This is a genomic window from Pseudomonas sp. GW821-FHT09C08 (genome assembly GCF_059418125.1).
Genome location: NZ_JBWKPG010000011.1, coordinates 1 through 17,851, shown reverse-complemented (window position 1 = coordinate 17,851; position 17,851 = coordinate 1). Strand labels below are relative to the sequence as shown.

The 17,851-nt window shown below is 59.8% G+C and carries 18 protein-coding genes; 10 read left to right on the top strand and 8 right to left on the bottom strand.

Features of this window, described 5'->3' with window-relative positions:
• Positions 1-263 precede the first annotated feature (263 nt).
• From eat to AC07OJ_RS27180, 8 genes are all read left to right on the top strand, one after another.
• Positions 264-1,712 carry an ethanolamine permease gene (eat, locus tag AC07OJ_RS27215; RefSeq protein WP_065910034.1) on the top strand — a complete coding sequence of 483 codons (1,449 nt, stop codon included), beginning with the start codon at positions 264-266 and terminating at the stop codon, positions 1,710-1,712.
• Between the two features lie 63 nt (positions 1,713-1,775).
• Entirely contained in the window at positions 1,776-3,170 is a 1,395-nt protein-coding gene (locus AC07OJ_RS27210; RefSeq protein WP_065910032.1) for an ethanolamine ammonia-lyase subunit EutB, read from the top strand.
• Positions 3,167-4,000 (top strand): ethanolamine ammonia-lyase subunit EutC, encoded by an 834-nt coding sequence (eutC, locus tag AC07OJ_RS27205; protein ID WP_495095562.1) that lies wholly within the window; start codon positions 3,167-3,169, stop codon positions 3,998-4,000. The genes AC07OJ_RS27210 and eutC overlap by 4 nt, the downstream gene beginning before the upstream one ends.
• A gap of 92 nt (positions 4,001-4,092) precedes the next feature.
• The gene (locus AC07OJ_RS27200) at positions 4,093-4,551 is read left to right on the top strand and encodes a GNAT family N-acetyltransferase (RefSeq protein WP_065910028.1); all 459 of its coding nucleotides are present in this window, start codon (positions 4,093-4,095) and stop codon (positions 4,549-4,551) included.
• 325 nt (positions 4,552-4,876) lie between these two features.
• Positions 4,877-5,533: a DedA family protein gene (locus AC07OJ_RS27195; protein ID WP_065910026.1), complete on the top strand. Its 657-nt coding sequence runs from the start codon at positions 4,877-4,879 to the stop codon at positions 5,531-5,533.
• A gap of 6 nt (positions 5,534-5,539) precedes the next feature.
• Positions 5,540-6,355, top strand: coding sequence for a M90 family metallopeptidase (locus AC07OJ_RS27190; protein ID WP_495095561.1), 816 nt, complete (start codon positions 5,540-5,542; stop codon positions 6,353-6,355).
• Between the two features lie 109 nt (positions 6,356-6,464).
• Positions 6,465-6,992, top strand: coding sequence for an inorganic diphosphatase (gene ppa / locus AC07OJ_RS27185; protein WP_003219382.1), 528 nt, complete (start codon positions 6,465-6,467; stop codon positions 6,990-6,992).
• Positions 6,993-7,205: 213 nt separating this feature from the next.
• On the top strand, positions 7,206-7,976 hold the full coding sequence (locus tag AC07OJ_RS27180; protein ID WP_120450116.1) for a LexA family transcriptional regulator: 771 nt from the start codon (positions 7,206-7,208) through the stop codon (positions 7,974-7,976).
• 301 nt (positions 7,977-8,277) lie between these two features.
• Here AC07OJ_RS27180 and AC07OJ_RS27175 read toward each other — a convergent pair whose 3' ends face one another.
• The 8 genes from AC07OJ_RS27175 to AC07OJ_RS27140 form a co-directional block, all read right to left on the bottom strand.
• A complete protein-coding gene (locus tag AC07OJ_RS27175; protein ID WP_201145967.1) occupies positions 8,278-9,435 on the bottom strand; it encodes a glutathionylspermidine synthase family protein in 1,158 nt (385 codons plus the stop codon).
• Positions 9,436-9,447: 12 nt separating this feature from the next.
• On the bottom strand, positions 9,448-10,158 hold the full coding sequence (locus AC07OJ_RS27170) for a DUF1190 domain-containing protein (protein ID WP_065910018.1): 711 nt from the start codon (positions 10,156-10,158) through the stop codon (positions 9,448-9,450).
• A gap of 18 nt (positions 10,159-10,176) precedes the next feature.
• Complete coding sequence (locus AC07OJ_RS27165; protein WP_065910015.1) at positions 10,177-10,605, bottom strand: DUF350 domain-containing protein; 429 nt, start codon at positions 10,603-10,605, stop codon at positions 10,177-10,179.
• A 15-nt stretch (positions 10,606-10,620) separates the two neighbouring features.
• Entirely contained in the window at positions 10,621-11,295 is a 675-nt protein-coding gene (locus AC07OJ_RS27160; RefSeq protein ID WP_495095560.1) for a DUF2491 family protein, read from the bottom strand.
• On the bottom strand, positions 11,282-12,316 hold the full coding sequence (locus tag AC07OJ_RS27155; protein WP_106802522.1) for an ion channel: 1,035 nt from the start codon (positions 12,314-12,316) through the stop codon (positions 11,282-11,284). The genes AC07OJ_RS27160 and AC07OJ_RS27155 overlap by 14 nt, the downstream gene beginning before the upstream one ends.
• A gap of 73 nt (positions 12,317-12,389) precedes the next feature.
• Positions 12,390-12,950, bottom strand: a complete 561-nt coding sequence (locus AC07OJ_RS27150; RefSeq protein WP_495095559.1) for a rhomboid family intramembrane serine protease — start codon at positions 12,948-12,950, stop codon at positions 12,390-12,392.
• 115 nt (positions 12,951-13,065) lie between these two features.
• The gene (locus AC07OJ_RS27145; RefSeq protein WP_106802520.1) at positions 13,066-13,764 is read right to left on the bottom strand and encodes a PspA/IM30 family protein; all 699 of its coding nucleotides are present in this window, start codon (positions 13,762-13,764) and stop codon (positions 13,066-13,068) included.
• Between the two features lie 17 nt (positions 13,765-13,781).
• Positions 13,782-14,363, bottom strand: coding sequence for a YjfI family protein (locus AC07OJ_RS27140; RefSeq protein ID WP_106802519.1), 582 nt, complete (start codon positions 14,361-14,363; stop codon positions 13,782-13,784).
• Between the two features lie 370 nt (positions 14,364-14,733).
• Between AC07OJ_RS27140 and ycaC the strand changes: the two genes are divergently transcribed.
• Together ycaC and AC07OJ_RS27130 are read left to right on the top strand one after the other, a co-directional pair.
• Positions 14,734-15,366: an isochorismate family cysteine hydrolase YcaC gene (gene ycaC / locus AC07OJ_RS27135; protein WP_065909998.1), complete on the top strand. Its 633-nt coding sequence runs from the start codon at positions 14,734-14,736 to the stop codon at positions 15,364-15,366.
• A gap of 374 nt (positions 15,367-15,740) precedes the next feature.
• Positions 15,741-17,851, top strand: a 2,111-nt coding sequence (locus AC07OJ_RS27130; protein ID WP_495095558.1) for a DUF6531 domain-containing protein, incomplete at its 3' end; no start/stop codon positions are given.

Below are 17,851 nucleotides of genomic sequence, written 5' to 3'. Positions count from 1 at the left end.
TCAGCAGACCAAAAACCTGCTGGTGAGCTACGACATCAATCCGCTGGGCTTCTTCTAACCGACAACCCGCTCCCACATTTGAAATGCAATAAAAATGTGGGAGCGGGCTTGCTCGCGAATGCGGTGGGTCAGCCTAAGACTCAGTGACTGATACACCGCATTCGCGAGCAAGCCCGCTCCCACACTTGATCTTCACAAGACCTTGCTACTCATTCGGCTTACTTAAGTAAGCCGGGAAAAAACAATAAGAAAGGGATTCCATCATGCCTAGCGAACCGAATAGCGCTCCGGCGTCCGGGTCTTCCGTCGACTTCGAAAAAGTCGACTCCCAATACTTCCAACAACGCGAACTTAAAAAAGGCGCTGCCGGCTGGGTCCTGCTGGTCGGCCTTGGCGTTGCCTATGTAATCTCCGGCGATTACGCCGGCTGGAACTTCGGCCTGGCCCAGGGTGGCTGGGGCGGCATGTTCCTCGCCACACTGCTGATGGCTACCATGTACCTGTGCATGTGTTTCTCCCTGGCCGAACTGTCTTCCATGATTCCTACCGCTGGCGGCGGCTACGGCTTTGCGCGCAGTGCCTTCGGCCCCTGGGGCGGGTTCCTCACGGGCACCGCCATCCTCATTGAATACGCGATTGCCCCCGCTGCCATCGCGGTGTTTATCGGCGCTTATTGCGAGTCGCTGTTCGGCATCGGCGGCTGGATGATTTACCTGGCGTTCTACATCATCTTTATCGGCATCCACATTTTTGGTGTCGGCGAAGCCTTGAAGCTGATGTTTGTGATTACCGCCATCGCCGCGATTGCCCTCGGCGTGTTCCTGGTGTCGATGGTGCCGCACTTCAATGTCGCCAATCTGCTGGACATCCCGGTCACCGAGGCCAAGGGTGCCAGCACCTTCCTGCCGTTCGGCTACGTCGGCGTGTGGGCCGCGATCCCCTATGCCATCTGGTTTTTCCTCGCGGTGGAAGGCGTGCCACTGGCCGCCGAAGAAACCAAGAACCCCAAGCGCGACCTGCCCCGCGGCCTGATTGGCGCCATTGTGGTGCTGACCAGTTTTGCCTTGCTGATCTTGGTGATTGCCCCGGGTGGCGCCGGCACCTATGCGCTGGTCAAATCCGGCAACCCGCTGGTCGAGGCGCTGGCGCTGTCGTACGGCGGTTCGACCTGGATGGGCAGTTTCGTCAACCTGGTCGGTCTGGCTGGGCTGATCGCCAGCTTTTTCTCGATTATCTACGCCTATTCACGGCAGATCTTCGCCTTGTCCCGCGCCGGCTACCTGCCGCGCAAGCTGTCGCAGACCAACAAGAGCAAGGCCCCCGTGCTGGCGCTGGTGATCCCCGGCATCATCGGTTTCGGCCTGTCGCTGACCGGCCAGGGCGACTTGCTGATCCTGGTGGCGGTGTTCGGCGCGACCATTTCCTACGTGCTGATGATGGCCGCGCACATCACCTTGCGCATCCGTCGCCCCAAAATGGACCGTCCGTACCGCACGCCCGGCGGCATCTTCACCTCCGGCATTGCCCTGGTGCTGGCCTGTGTGGCCGTAGTGGCGGGCTTTCTGGTGGATCCGCGGGTGGTGATTGGCGCGGCGATCATCTATGGAGTATTAATTGCTTACTTTGCTTTCTACAGCCGGCATCACTTGGTAGCAGGCACGCCCGAAGAGGAATTCGCGGCGATCCAGGCCGCAGAGGCCGCCTTGCACTGATAGCCGTAAACCTCGACACGGGTTCGATCCTCACATCGGCCCGCGTCATCCAGGAGACACTGTATGGCAAGCTTTTCCCACGCGGTGGGTGCACAGACCTACCGCTTCGACAGCCTCAAGGACGTGATGGCCAAGGCCAGCCCCGCGCGTTCCGGGGACTTTCTCGCCGGCGTCGCCGCGCAGAACGACGGCGAACGTGTAGCAGCGCAAATGGCGCTGGCGAATATCCCGCTGAAGCACTTCCTCGAAGAGGTGCTGATCCCCTATGAAAGCGACGAAGTCACCCGGCTGATCATCGACACCCACGATAAACCGGCGTTTGCCGCGGTCAGCCACCTGACCGTCGGCGGCCTGCGCGACTGGCTGCTCAGCGACGCCGCCGATGAACAAAGCCTGCGCGCCCTGGCGCCGGGGCTGACCCCGGAAATGGCCGCTGCCGTCTCCAAAATCATGCGCGTGCAGGACCTGGTGCTGGTGGCGCAGAAGATTCGCGTGGTCACCCAGTTTCGCGGCACCATGGGCCTGCGCGGACGCCTGTCGACGCGGCTGCAGCCCAACCATCCCACCGATGAACCGGCCGGCATTGCCGCGAGCATCCTCGACGGCCTGCTCTATGGCAACGGCGACGCCATGATCGGCATCAACCCGGCCACCGACAGCATCGCCTCGATCTGCGCCATGCTCGAGATGCTTGACGCGATCATCCAGCGCTACGAAATCCCGACCCAGGCTTGCGTGCTGACCCACGTCACCACTTCCATCGAAGCCATCAACCGGGGCGTGCCGCTGGACCTGGTGTTCCAATCGATTGCCGGCACCGAAGCAGCCAACGCCAGTTTCGGCATCAGCCTGAGCGTGCTGCAGGAAGGTTACGACGCCGGCTTGAGCCTGAATCGCGGCACCCTCGGGCAGAACCTGATGTATTTCGAAACCGGCCAGGGCAGCGCCTTGTCGGCCAACGCGCATTTTGGCGTCGACCAGCAAACCTGCGAGACCCGTGCCTACGCCGTGGCCCGGCATTTCAAGCCATTTTTGGTGAATACGGTCGTAGGATTTATCGGCCCGGAGTACCTGTACAACGGCAAGCAGATCATCCGCGCCGGCCTTGAAGATCACTTCTGCGGCAAGCTGCTCGGCGTGCCGATGGGCTGCGACATCTGCTACACCAACCATGCCGAAGCCGACCAGGATGACATGGACACCCTGCTGACCCTGCTGGGCGTGGCCGGGATCAACTTCATCATGGGCATCCCCGGCTCCGACGACATCATGCTCAACTACCAGACCACCTCCTTCCACGACGCCCTCTATGCCCGGCAAACATTGGGTTTAAAACCGGCGCCGGAGTTTGAGCAGTGGCTGGCGAAAATGGGCATCTTCACGCAAGCCGACGGCAAGGTGCATTTCGGCAACAGCCTGCCACCGGCGTTTCGCCACGCCCTGGCGCAACTGGGATGAAGGAGCCGCCCGTGCAACTCGACCTGCCTGACAACCCCTGGCTCGAACTGCGCCGCCTGACGCCGGCGCGCATTGCCCTCGGCCGCACTGGCACGAGCATTCCCACCGGCGCACAACTGGACTTCCAGTTTGCCCACGCCCAGGCGCGGGACGCGGTGCACCTGCCCTTCGACCATGGCGGCCTCAGCAGCCAGCTGGCCGAGCGCGGACGTCACAGCCTTTTACTGCACAGCGCCGCCGTTGACCGCCATACGTACCTGCAACGCCCGGACCTGGGTCGGCGCTTGAGTGACGAGTCGGCCCAATTACTGCGCGATCATGCATCGGCCAACCCCGGCGGCGTCGACTTGGCAATCGTGGTAGCCGACGGCCTGTCGGCACTGGCGGTGCATAAACATACCCTGCCGTTTCTTACACGTATGGAGGAACAGACCCACGCCGAAGGGTGGTCACTGTCACCGGTGATTCTGGTGGAACAGGGCCGCGTGGCGGTGGCGGATGAGATCGGGCAATTGCTCGGTGCGAAGATGGTGGTGATCCTGATCGGCGAGCGGCCTGGGCTCAGTTCGCCGGACAGCCTGGGCCTGTACTTCACCTACAACCCCAAGGTCGGTCTCACCGATGCCTATCGCAACTGCATCTCCAATGTGCGCCTGGAAGGGTTGAGTTATGGCATGGCGGCCCATCGCCTGCTGTACTTGATGCGAGAAGCGTGTCGCCGGCAGCTGTCGGGGGTCAATCTGAAGGATGAGGCGCAGGTTCAGACCATTGAATCCGACGACCCTGACCTGATGAAAGGCAATTTCCTACTCAGCCCGCCCACGGACTGATACCGGCACGATTGCGCTTTTTCACGCCTTTAGGCAGCATCGAGTTACGGCCGCGTGTGTGGTCATACCCCATTTGGAAGTTGAGGCCTGGCATGCGGATCACTCAAGCGACCCTGGAACACCTGGACCTGTTGACCCCGTTGTTCGTCAAATACCGCGAGTTTTATGGGGCCCTGCCCTTCCCGGATTCCTCGCGCGCCTTCCTCGAAAAACGCCTGCGCCGCAAAGAGTCAGTGATTTACCTGGCCCTCGCCGACGATGACGACAAGAAGTTGCTTGGGTTTTGCCAGCTGTATCCAAGCTTTTCGTCACTGTCGCTCAAGCGCGTATGGATCCTGAATGACATCTACGTCGCCGAGGACGCTCGTCGCCAACTGGTGGCGGACAACTTGATGCGCACCGCGAAGAAAATGGCCAAGGAAACGCAGGCCGTGCGGTTGCGGGTGTCGACCAGCAGTGACAACGAAGTGGCGCAGAAGACCTACGAGTCGATCGGGTTTCGCGAGGACACCGAGTTCAAGAACTACACATTGCCGATCAGCGAAGATTGACCCCAAACCCCACAAATCCCCTGTAGGAGCGGGCTTGCCGGCGATGGCATCACCTCGGTCTCACTGAAACACCGAGGTGCCTGCATCGCAGGCAAGCCAGCGCCCACAAAGGCCAGCGGCGACAATCGGACATTCGATAACATTCAGACCGTAACCCAGCCTCTGTGCGACATCCCCCGCTACAAAACCAACAGGCTTTTCACAGCTCAATCCGTATAATGCGGACCTTTCAGGGTTGTAAGAAATGCGGCATACACTTGTAGCCTTACTTACCCGAGCTTCCGCACAGGCCTGCTGAGTCGGGCCATTCACACAGGTGCCATCCATGGATTTCAACCCGCTTGACCTTATCCTGCATCTCGACGTCTACCTCGACCTGCTGGTAACCAATTACGGTCCGTGGATCTACGCCATTCTGTTTCTGGTGATTTTTTGCGAAACCGGCCTGGTGGTCATGCCATTCCTGCCGGGTGATTCGTTGCTGTTTATCGCGGGTGCCGTGGCGGCAGGCGGCGGCATGGACCCGGTATTGCTGGGCGGCCTGCTGATGCTCGCAGCGATTCTCGGCGACAGCACCAATTACGTGATTGGGCGAACGGTCGGCGAACGCTTGTTCAACAATCCGAACTCGAAAATCTTCCGCCGCGACTACCTGCAGAAGACCCACGACTTCTATGATCGCCATGGCGGCAAGACCGTGACGCTGGCGCGCTTCCTGCCGATCCTGCGCACCTTCGCACCGTTCGTCGCCGGCATTGCGAAGATGCCTTACGCACGTTTCTTCGGTTTCAGCGTACTGGGCACCATCCTCTGGGTCGGCGGCCTGGTGACCCTGGGCTACTTCTTCGGCAATGTGCCGTTCATCAAGAAAAACCTGTCGCTGCTGGTGGTGTTCATCATTCTGCTGTCGCTGGTGCCGATGATCATTGGTGTATTCCGCAGCCGTTTTGGCCGCGCGTCCTCCGAAGCCAAGCCGCACTGACCGGCAATGTGGTCCCTCAGCACCTGGCGCCGCCGGCGCCTGCTGGCCAAGCACCCGATTGCCGATGACACCTGGCAGCGGGTGCGCCACCACCTGACCTTCCTCGACGGCCTCAGCGCCGAGCAGGACCAATGGCTGCGCGAAGCCTGCGTGGTGTTCCTCGCAGAAAAACACCTCACCGCCCTGCCCGGCGTCGAGCTGCACCAGGAACAACGCCTGCTGCTCGCCGCCCAGGCGCAACTGCCGCTGATGAACCTCGGCGATCTCGACTGGTATCAGGGCTTCCATGAGATCGTGCTGTACCCCGACGACTTCGTCAGCCCCCAGCGCCATCGCGACAGCAGTGGCATCGAACACGAGTGGGACGGCGAACACAGCGGCGAAGCCTGGCAGCAAGGCCCGGTCATCCTCGCCTGGCCCGGCGTGCTGGCCAGTGGTCAGTGGGAAGGCTACAACCTGGTGATCCACGAGCTGGCGCACAAGCTCGACATGCTCAACGGCGACGCCAATGGCCTGCCGCCGCTGCATCACGACATGCGCGTGCAGGAATGGGCCAGCGTGATGCAGAGCGCCTTTGATGACCTCAACCGTCAACTGGACGCCAACCCGGACGTCGAGACCGAGATCGACCCCTATGCCGCCGAGAACCCGGCGGAATTCTTTGCCGTCACCAGCGAATATTTCTTCAGCGCCCCGGATTTACTGGTCAACAGTTATCCACAGGTGTACGCCCAACTCAGCCACTTTTACCGCCAGGATCCGCTGGCCCGCCTCGTCCAACTGCAAGCCAGCGACCCACGCTATCAGCCGCAGGACGAATAACCGTACGACGTCTGGCGCATGGCATCGGCGGCGGAATATGCCTATAATCGCCGCCACTTTTAGGCCAATCCGGCCAAGTTTCTTGGCCAATTAACGGGGGCAACGCCCAATGAGCTACAGCAAGATTCCGGCTGGCAAAGACCTGCCGAACGACATCTACGTCGCCATCGAGATTCCGGCCAACCACGCGCCGATCAAATACGAAATCGACAAAGACAGCGACTGCCTGTTCGTTGACCGTTTCATGGCCACCCCGATGTTCTACCCGGCCAACTACGGTTTTATCCCTAACACCCTGGCCGACGACGGTGACCCCCTCGACGTGCTGGTGGTCACCCCTTACCCAGTGACCCCAGGTTCGGTTATCCGCGCCCGTCCAGTCGGTATCCTGAACATGACCGACGATGGCGGCGGCGATGCCAAAGTTATCGCAGTACCCCACGACAAGCTGTCCCAGCTGTATGTGGACGTGAAGGAATACACCGACCTGCCGCCGCTGTTGCTGGAGCAGATCAAACACTTCTTCGAGAACTACAAAGACCTCGAAAAAGGCAAATGGGTGAAGATCGACGGTTGGGGCAACGCAGACGCCGCCCGCGCCGAGATCCTGAAGTCGGTCGCTGCCTACAAAGGCTGATACCGACTCCTCATTGCCTCGGCAATTGAAAAAGCCCCGATTATTCGGGGCTTTTTTTGTGGGAAAAATTAAACTCAAAGTTGAACACTTTATAAACGCTGTTTAAATTAATTAACCATCGGAAGTATCAGACTACAACTAAGTAAAAACCTACGTCCGCCAGTCAACGCATAGTTTATTTGATCTGTTTTTCCGACCAGTAAACTTGCGTTTATGAATACATCAGGTGACCGCTTAAAAGCGCTACTGCGGGAAGTTCATCTTTCCGCCTCCGACTTCGCCAAGAACCGTGGTGTCACGCCTCAACACGTGAACAACTGGTTCAAACGCGGTGTACCCATGGGCCGACTCAACGAGATCGCAGAACTGCTGTGCATCTCCAGCCGTTGGCTACGCACCGGCGAAGGCCCCAAACACCCACCGGCCAACTTCCTGCTGGAAGGCCCGGACGCCAGGAAAGGACTCCCTGCCCGCGAAGAAACCGGAAAATACCTCACAGGCCCCGCCTGCCGCCCGGAAAAAATCGACGTGGAGATCGCCCTCCACACTTCATTCACCTCCACCGAATGCATCCGTATCTCACTGCAGACCCTGCAAGCCCTCAACGTCAACGCCGACCGCGCGCTGGGCGCCTACATGGTCGACAACAGCATGATCGACATCATCCAGCAAGGCGCCACCCTCGCCATCGACAAAGGCCGCACCCAAATCATCGATGGCGAAATCTACGCGGTCGAACACGACGGCATGCTGCGCATCAAATACCTCTACAACCGACCCGGGGGTGGCTTGCGCATGCGCAGCCACAACGCCAGCGAACACCCGGACGAATACCTCACACACGAACAGCGGTTCGAGCAGAACTTCACCATCGTGGGTTGGGTGTTCTGGTGGTCCACCCTGAACAACCGCCGACCGGTGCCGCTGGACGAACACCTGCTGGGCTGGGAAGGCTCTAAATCGGATCCGGAGGTGGGCATTTGAAGTGAATGTGGGTATCATGCGCCGCACATTTGGCAGGGGGTGGCTTTGCGCTATCCACCTTGCCTGGCGAAGCGGAGGAGTTCCCGCGGATGCCCCTACTATTCAGCCAGACGCGATGTTGGCTGAGCGATTTGAAGGCTGGTGAGGTTTGTCAAAAACAAGCTGAGGCAGTCCCCGAGAAGCCGGCCACAAGCCGGCTTTTTAATGCCTGCACTCCCGCTGGCGCAATGCGGTTGGGATGCTCTCGGAAACGTCCTGCAAATGAAACCGATCAGCCCTGCTGGCTCTTCAAGCTCCAGCCTCAATCCAATATCAAATGCGGCAAAAACCGACTCGAGTCCTTGGTAATCAAACTGTTGTCTTCCCGCACGCCGATGCCGGCGGCTTGATCCCCAATCACCCAAGACCCAATCAGCGTATAGCTGTCCCCAAACCGTGGCAGCGGTGCGAACTCCTGGAGGATAAACGGCGCATCCGTGTAGGGGCCGTCCTCTTTCACAATCAGCCCATCAGCCGTCTGCAACTCGATGTTCGCTCCTTCCCGTGAGAAGAACGGCTTTCGCACCCAGCCCTTCGGCACAGCTTTACCTGGCTCTGTATCCAGATGGGCTGCGAGCAAATTCGGGTGGCCTTGGTTGAATTCCCACAACAGCGGCAGGATGCCTTTGTTGGAAATAATCGATTTCCAGGCCGGCTCAAAAAACTGCGTGTCGCTCTGGGCAATCGCCGAACCAAAGGGTTCGTGGAAGATGAACTCCCAGGCGTGCAGTTTGAACAGGTGGGGAATCCAGCGATCTTCGAGGTCGACGAAGCGGCCATCGCTGGTCAGGCCGATGTCTTCGATGTCGATGTGGCGTGATTCGATGCCGACTTTTTCCGCGACCAGGCGCAGGTAGTCGGTGGTGCCTTTGTCTTCGACCGAGTCTTTCATCGAGGCGAAGTAGAACGGCTGGTTGACCTGCAGTTGGGCGAAAGCCTGATGCAGTTTGGTGTCGATGCTGTTGAACTGGTCGGCGTGTTTGGGCAGCAGGCCGCGTTCAATGCATTGTTCCAGCCAGCCCCATTGGAACGCCGCGGCTTCGTAGAGGCTGGTCGGGGTGTCGTAGTTGAGCTCGAGCAACTTGGCGGGGCCGGTGCCGTTGTAGGAGAAGTCCATGCGCCCGTACAGGTGCGGGTGGCCTTCCAGCCATGAGGTGCGGATCATGTCGTAGAAGGGCGCGGGAATGCTCAGGCGTTCGAGCAGTTCTTCGCTGTGGACCACGCGGGCGACGAGGTCCATGCACATGTCATGGATCTCGGTGGTCGGGTCTTCGAGGTCGCGCTCGATTTGCTGGAGCGTGAACTGGTAGTACGCGCTCTCGTCCCAATAGGGTTCGTCGTCGATGGTATGAAACAGAAAGCCGAGGCTGTCGGCGGTCTGTTTCCAGTCATGGCGCTCTGCGCAAGGGATCTTCTTCATGGCCCGTCTTCCTTAACTGCTCGACCCGCCGCCCCAGCCGCTGCGCGCGCTGGCCTTGCTGCCGAAGCCGCCACGGGAGGTGGCCGAGGCCACGGAGCTCGACTTGCTGGAGGAGCGCAGCGTGTTGGTGTAATTGCTGCTGCCGTAGCGGGCCTGGTTCGAGCGGCCAAACGTGGCGCCCTTCGAGACGCGCTGATTGAGCGTCGAGGAGGCGTAGTCGCCGCGATCATCGCGATAGCGGTACACCGGCTCGGAGCGGTAGCTGTTGCGATTGTTGCTCAGCATGTTGCCGATCAGCAGCCCGGTCAGCAGGCTGCTGGTGGAGAAACCCGAGCCGCCACTGTTCGCCTGGGAACCGGCCACTTGGGCATTGGCTGCGTCGACCTGGGATTGCGTCACCTGCCCTTCGGCGGTCAGCTCGAAACCGCCGAGCCTGGGGATGAATTTGCCGGTGGAGTCCTGCTGGCACCAGTCGGCGACAAAATCGGCATCGCAATCGGCCTGGTTGTCGTACACCGGCGCAATGCGGCGATGCTCGGCCATGGCCGTCATGTAGGCGTCCGAGCAGACGTCCACCGGAAGTTTTTCATCGGCGCACTGCTGAACGGACTGGAAGTTGTACTTCTTCTGCAAATCGTAGGTTTTTTCCGTCGGGCCGCAGCCGGATATCGCCATCGCGACCGACGCTGCCAGCGACAGCTGGACGTACTTGCTTCGTTTCATCGGGAGCTCCGTGCGCGATCAGTTCTGGGTAGGCGTCATGCACGCGGCATTCAACATGCCGACGCTGATGGCCACGGCGGCCACATAGATGCCGGCCGCGAGTTCGCCGTTCTTGATGCGCTCGGACGTGCCTTTGAGCACCAGGCTGGTCAGCAGGAACGCCAACAGCTGGACGACGGCTGCGATCACCGCCCAGACAACGAAGTCGAGGATGCTGATCGAGTAGGCAATCACGTTGCTGGCCGGAATGGCGAACCCGACGATGGCGCCGCCCAGGGCGACCGCCGCGGACACGTTACCCGCACGAATCAGCTCGAACTCCTTGTGCGGGGTCACACGGGTGTAGATGAACTGGAACAGCATGAACAGGACGGCCGCACCGAGGATGTAGGTAACAAATCCGAGCACGGCGGCTTTGTTCAGGGAAATGGAGAGAGCTTCTAGCATGGACTGCTTCCTTTTTTAGAGCGCATTCAAGTCGGTTGTGTACAGCGAAATGCCCAGCGAGGTGCTCAGGCTGACGGTGCCTTCCGCGTCTTCTTCGACGGAAAACAGCAGGAACTCGCGTCGATCGGTGAGGCCTGTGTCACGGGCGTATAGCATTGAGCGGTGTTCGACGCTGTAGGAATTCTCGGGGTTTATCACCTGCTCGCTCATTGCCACCAGTTCGGTCTGGCCCTCCTCGCTGCCCCATACGCGCGTGTATTCGACGCCGTTGTAGGTGTAGGTCGGCAACCCGATCAGGCTCTGGGGCCCCGCCAGCCGGCGCAGTTCGGCTTCGCTGCTGATGGTGACGTAACTGAGGTAGTTGAACAGGATGACGGACTCGACCTGCCCGGCGATCTCGCCTGTGGTGTGCACCTGCAGCCAGTAATCTTCGTCGTTCATGTAATAGCGCGACAGCCAGGTCGACTGCCCGAGGTCGACGGTGCCGTTACTCCAGATCTCCTGGGTGCCAGGGATCACCACCGAGGTATGCCCGTCGAGCAACAACTTCAGGGTGGTGTCGAACATCACCCCTTTGCCTGGAGCCAGGCCCAGCGGGCCGGTAGTCGGCAGGGCTTCGGCGGCGGGCCGGTTCGACTGTGGGCTCGCGTTCGGGGCCTCAAGCCCCATCAACTGTTTAAACCATCCCATTGGAGATTTCCTTGAGGCGGGTGGAGGCAATGTAGAAGAGTTCGCCGCCTTCAACGCGCGTGGCGCTCGGCGGGTTGATCGACGGTTGCTGGGCGCCTTTGGCGCGATAGCCGATGAGGGTGGCGTTGTGATGTTCTTTCATCCGCGTGTACAGGTCGCCGAAGGTGGCTTCGAAGGTCGAAGGCAATTTCATCAGGTATTGGGTGGCGCCCTGCCCCACGCAAAGCAGCTCGTTAATGACCACCGACGAGCCCGGATCCTGGGAAGCGCGCACCAGCATCTCGATGGCCATGCTCGACGTGCATTCCAGGCTGGGTGCGTAGGAGCTGGCCAGTGCGGCAATCTCACTTTCATTGAAGTGCGCGACCACATGCCCGACAGGGTTCAACTGATTCACCGCCAGCACGGTGGCCAGCGTCAGGTCGTCGGACGGGGTTCGCACCAGCACACGCTCGGCACCGGGCACACCGGCACGCTGCAACAGCGCGGTGGAGGACAGGCTGTCACCGCGGATGAACGCTGCTTTGCCCGGCATCGGGTTTTCGTCGAGGGTGCAGTCGCAGATGACGATCAGGTTGTCGTTCGAGGTTTCGTCTTGCAGCAACAACTCAATGACCCGTTCACTGGACGCGCCTTCCCAGCCAATAAGCACGGTATGGCCGACCTTGCCGGTGAAATCGCCTTTGCCCTTCATGCCTTTTCTCCATGCATCGATGACACTGCTGGTGGTTTTGCCGATGGCTGCTGTCAGCAGCGCAATACCGCCGAGCATGACCCAGGTCGCCACGAACACGCGCCCCGCCGAAGTCTGCGGCGCAAGATCGCCATAGCCGACGGTCAGCGTGGTGGTGAGATAGAAGTAAACAAATGTGGCGGGAGCGGTGAGGTGTTGTTCGCCCAGATACACCAGGCCCAGGTAAGCCGTGCTCAGGTGGACGCCCAGGGCAATCACCAGGCCTGCCCAACCGAAGCGATGAAAGAGGGACGAGGCGTACAGGCGCAACAGAAGAAAAATCGACATTTCAGTCCCTGACTCCCTGGGTACTTGATTCCTGATGACGTCATCGCCTCGACATCTGGATGCTCAAGTGCGCTCAGCCGGCATTAAACCTGCTGCGTGGTTTGGAGAGAAGTACCTTGGCTGCAATAAATCCGGCGAATGCACCAAACAGATGCCCTTCGAAGGAGATGCCCTGTCGAGGCAGGAAGCCCAGGACCAGCCCGCCATACAGCACCGCCACGACACCCGCCGTTAACAGGTTGCTCCAGCTTCGGTGAAACCAGGCGCGAGACAACAGGTAGGCCCACAACCCGAATACCCAACCGCTGGCCCCCACATGCACGCCCGCAAAACCGAACAGCCAGACCAGCGAACCGCCCAGCAGGATGATGATCGCGCTGACGCTGACGAACCGGTGGAGCCCTTCGACAATCACCAATGTGCCCAGGATCAAAAAGGCAATCAAGTTCGCGCTGAGGTGGGCGAAAGACCCGTGCAAAAACGGTGAGGCGAGGATGCCGAACAACCCCTGCAGCGTTCTCGGGACCAGCCCGAACGCCATGAGGCTGTAACCGGTCGCCACATTGAGCAGTTGCAGCGCGACCATGAACAGCGCCAGCCCGGCGATTGTCTTGAAACCCTTCAGGGCGTCCATCCTGACCTCAACGTAAAAAAGGGCAGAGCCTATAAAGCCAGTCCATTAAGAAAGAGTCCTGCAGCCGTGGCGAGGGAGCTTGCTCCCCGCCACAGCTACAGTGTTCGCCCTTCGCTTACTCGGCCGACTTCTGCTTCAGACGCTCCAGGATCGCATTGGCGCTGCCTTCGTCCGGCGTGATCCCGGCTTCGCGCAGCTTGCGCTCCAGGTCGGTACCGGTCGACGCTTCGGCCAGTTCATCCTGGGCTTGCAGTTCAGCGGCGCGTTGCTGCTGCTTGGCCTGCAGACGATTCAGCGTACCGACGGCAGTCTCCAGCTTGCCGTTGGCACCACCGCTGGCGATGGACGCGCTGACCTGGGCCTTCTGCACGCTTTCGCGAGCCTTGGCCATGTCCACCTGCTGGCGCAGGCTCTTGATCCGGCTTTCAGCCTTGGTGATGTCCTTGCGCATGCTGTCCGCGTAGCCGCCGAACTCGGTGGCCTGCTTGTGCTCTACTTCCCGCTCGTTGGTCAGGGTCGAAATCGCTTCGGCCACTTCCAGGGCAAGGTCTTCACGATTGGCCTGCAGGGCTGCAACCGCCTTGGCTTCCAGATCCTTGATCTTGGCGTCGTACTCGCTGACGCGATCGGTCGCCAATTTGTGCTTGGCCATGATGCTGACCAACTCACGCTTGGCGTTGGCCAGCGCGGTGTCGGCATCGCGAATTTCCTGATCGAGGATGCGCAGGGCCTGTTGGTCGACGATCGATTCACCGACTTCGCTGGCACCGCCACGCAGCGCGGTGAACAGTTTGCTCCAGATGGACTGAGTCATTGGATACTCCCGAATACTTAATTGAAGAAACGTTCGAAGGCTTCGCTGGCGCGTTGCACGTTGTCGACGAGGGTTTTCACCTCGGTCACGATATTGGTCAGGCTGGAGTCGGAGCTCAACGCGCCGAACATGTTGTAGACCACCTGCCCGTTCGGCATGGACTCGATACCGATCGAGGACAGCGGGAACATTTCCCGGCTGCGCAACACCGCGTCATTGAACTTCGCGACATCATTGATGGACTCGACATCGACCAGCACGGTATCCACGATGATCTGCTCGCCCACCACCGCGATGTAAATCGGCAAGCCACCGAAGTCGTTCATTTCCAGCTTGATGCTGGACTCGGAGCCTTGAACGAGAGAAAGCGTAATGTCGTTGGAGACCACTTCATCCAGGGCCTGGAAGGCCGTGAAGAGGCGATCGATATTCCAGTTGGTACCTGCGCTCATGAAATTCTCCGACATGAATGAGCCAGCCAGAATCGGCTGGCGAAGCTGTTTCTCCATCTGCTTGAGCAGGCTTCGGTTTTCGGGAAGCACCCAAGTTTCGTGTTTCACGTAGCCGGCGGCCGCCAGGCCTGCGCGCATCTGCTTCATGTAAAAGCTCGATGGTTTTTTCGCAGACGGCTTCAAGCGCTCTCCCTGAAGGCTTGCTGGATCGGAATCGAGCCCGGCGGGCGGGTTCGATGGAGAGCTGCTTTTCATGGTACTGACCTCGGTGTGAAAAACTCACGCGTGAGAAAATCTACAGGCTATTTTTGCCGTACTCAATAGCTCACGCGTGAGATTTTTCTCCTTACATTTTCATGTCACTAAAAAGACCTATCCTCTTGCCCACCCGACAATTGTCTCTTCTGAGTTGACGGTATTACCTGTCCCAGCCGATTTATCCCCCGCAGCCCACCCATTAATCTGTGCCCATGTTGAACGCAACGCCCAACCAACCTAAACAAAAAAGGATTCAACCATGAGCACTGCAACCTACAACCGCTTGAACAAAGACGACGCCATCGTACTGCTGGTCGACCACCAGACCGGCCTGATCTCCCTGGTCCAGGACTTCTCGCCCAACGAGTTCAAGAACAACGTGCTGGCCCTGGCCGACCTGGCGAAGTTCTTCAACCTGCCGACGATCCTCACCACCAGCTTCGAGCAAGGCCCCAATGGCCCGCTGGTGCCGGAGTTGAAAGCGATGTTCCCGGACGCGCCGTACATCGCCCGACCTGGTCAGATCAACGCGTGGGACAACGAAGACTTCGTCAAGGCAATCAAGGCCACCGGCCGCAAGCAGATCATCATCGCCGGCGTGGTCACGGATGTGTGCGTAGCGTTCCCGACCTTGTCGGCGCTGGCGGAAGGGTTCGAGGTGTTCGTGGTGACCGATGCTTCCGGCACCTTCAACACCACGGTGCAGCAGGCCGCATGGAGCCGTATGACACAGGCCGGTGCACAGTTGATGAACTGGTTCTCGGTAGCGTGTGAGTTGCAGGGCGACTGGCGCAACGACATTGAAGGCCTGGGGAATCTGTTGTCGCAGCGTATTCCGAACTATCGCAACTTGATGAATGGGTATGCGGCGCTGACGGCTCATCAGCAGTAAGTCAGCCGAGATTCGCGACAAGCCTGCCCTGAAAAGCAGGCTTTCGTTGTTTCAGGCACGCCTTGAGTCTCACCTATACGCGCTGCGCCCTCACGACACTTGCCATCGCCCGCGATAAGCGAGAGCTGTCCACGCCAATTGCCGCGTTGCAAAGAATGCAGACGCAGCCGGTGGAATTTGAAACCCCGCTAAAAAGAAGCAGCGGGCACTGTTCGTCAATGAGCAAGGTCGCCATTGGAGGTAGCAATCGGCTGTGAGTTAGCGCTGACTTTTACGCTTCAGTAGTAAGCCCTTTCTGATTTTCCCCGCCGTTCATCCAGCCGCTTTTTACTGCGGCAGACTCCGACGCCTTGCCCTCTGCCGAGACGTCACGGATGACCAACGCTTCCCACATTGCCTCTATCGAACATGAGCTGGATGGCTTTCATCAGAGCCTGGTGACTTATCGCCAGCAGATGGGCGCCTGGTATTCGCAGGCGCTGGATTCGATGAGCCATGCGGCGGATATGCCGTCGTTGCTGGGAATGGATCGGGTGGTGCGCGTCGGTGACTCGCAGACAACCGTGAGCATGAGCGACCCGAACTTTATCGGCAGTGTTGCCGTGTGCCCGTTGGGCGGCGAGCTGAAGATAGAGAGCAAATTCGACTCGGTGTATGACGTGCCGATTGGCGACATTCCGGTCGAGGTGATCGGGCTGGATGACGGCAGTTCCACGCGGGTCATGCTGGATGAGCATGGCAAGGGCTCACACCACTGCGCCGCGGGCGGGCGCTATCAGGTGCGGGTACAGGGCGCAGTTTCCGAGGAGCAGGTGGATGCGCTCTTCGCCTCCTACTCCGGACTGATGGCGGACCTGGAGCGGTGGCTTCGCGAACAGTGGCAAGGCTTCAAGCCGCATTGGCAGCAGTCCACGGCCAGTGCCATTGGCAGCGGCGTGCTGGCGGGCAGTTGGGCCGCCATCCGGGACGTGTGGGACAGCATTCAGCTGGTGCGGGCGATGCTTGCAGACCCGTTGAAGTACGTCGAACAGCTGGGGGCTGAAGCGGCCAAGCTCGCACAAATCGCCACCGATGCGCCCAAGGTCATGGAACAGGCGATGTTGCTCGCCAGTGATGAGGCGGCGCTGTTCCTGCTGGTGCGCACGGCGATGATCTGGTTGGACGCATTGCCGCCCAGTGAGATTGCGCAAGTGGCCGCTGGGTTTGTGGTGTCGCTGCTGATTGACCTGGTGATTGGCGCGGTGCTGACCATCGCATTGCCAGCGGCGGCTGTGGCGTTTTTGAGCCTGCGGCTGGCCAGGTATGGCGCACAGATTGTTAAGGCGGCTGTAGGTTTTGTTCAGAGCGTGCTGGAGATTCTGACGAAATTCATGCAGGCGGTGGATCGCTACAAGGCGGTAGCGGTTCGCGGCGTGGTCGGCGGGGTGAAGCAAGGCACGCTGCAGATGCGCTGGCGGGCGCGGCAGAACGCGGTGCTGAAGCAAAAAGAGCGTGTGGATGATGTGCCTGTTTCGGGGAAGAACCTGAACGGGGATGCGGCAGCGGCTTCGGATAAGACCGCCACTAACGGCTGCCCGGTGTCGATGGTGACGGGCGAGGAATTGCTCACTCTCACCGATGGCACGTTGGATGGAGTCTTGCCGTTTGAGTGGAGCCGCTTGTACCGCACCAGCGCGGTGGAAATGGATGGCGGGTTGGGGTTTGGTTGGAGTCATTCGCTGGCGCATCGGCTTGCGGTGTCGGGCGATTGCGTCGTGTGGACGGACCATGAGAATCGCATTACTTCGTTTCCGATGCCGACTGTTGCTCGACCTGCAATCACCAATAGCCTGGCCGAAGCGGCAATCTATTTAGGCGCTTCGCCGGACGAACTGGTGTTGGCGCAGGCGTCGCGCTTCTACCACTTTCGCGACGGCATACTGACCGCGATCAGCGATGCGTATGACAACCGGCTGCGCATTGTCCGGGATCTTTTGGGCCGCATTGAGCGGCTGGATAACGGTGTCGGGCGTTCGCTGTTCCTGCGTTATGAGTTGGGTCGCATCGTGGCGGTGGACTACCAGATCCAGCGCGCCAAGGGCCATGGTCCTTTCGAGTGGATGACTGAGCACAACGTTGTTTCCTACGTCTACGACGACGCTGGCCGACTGGTCTCGGCGACCAATGCCGTCGGCGAACGCGAGGTTTATCGGTACGACGATCAGCACGTCATTCTTGAGCGGCAGTTGGCCGGTGGCGCGAGTTTTTTCTGGGCGTGGGAACGGGCTGGCAAGGCCGCGCGCTGTGTCCGCCACTGGGCAAGCTTTTCGCAGATGGATACGCGTTATGCCTGGGATGACCACGGGCAGGTCACGGTGTTTAACGCTGATGGTAGCCAGGAAGTCTACGTGCACGACCAGCGTGCGCGACTGGTGCAGCGCATTGATCCAGATGGTGCCGAGCATTTCAGATCCTACGACGACAAAGGCCGGTTGACGGTCGAGCA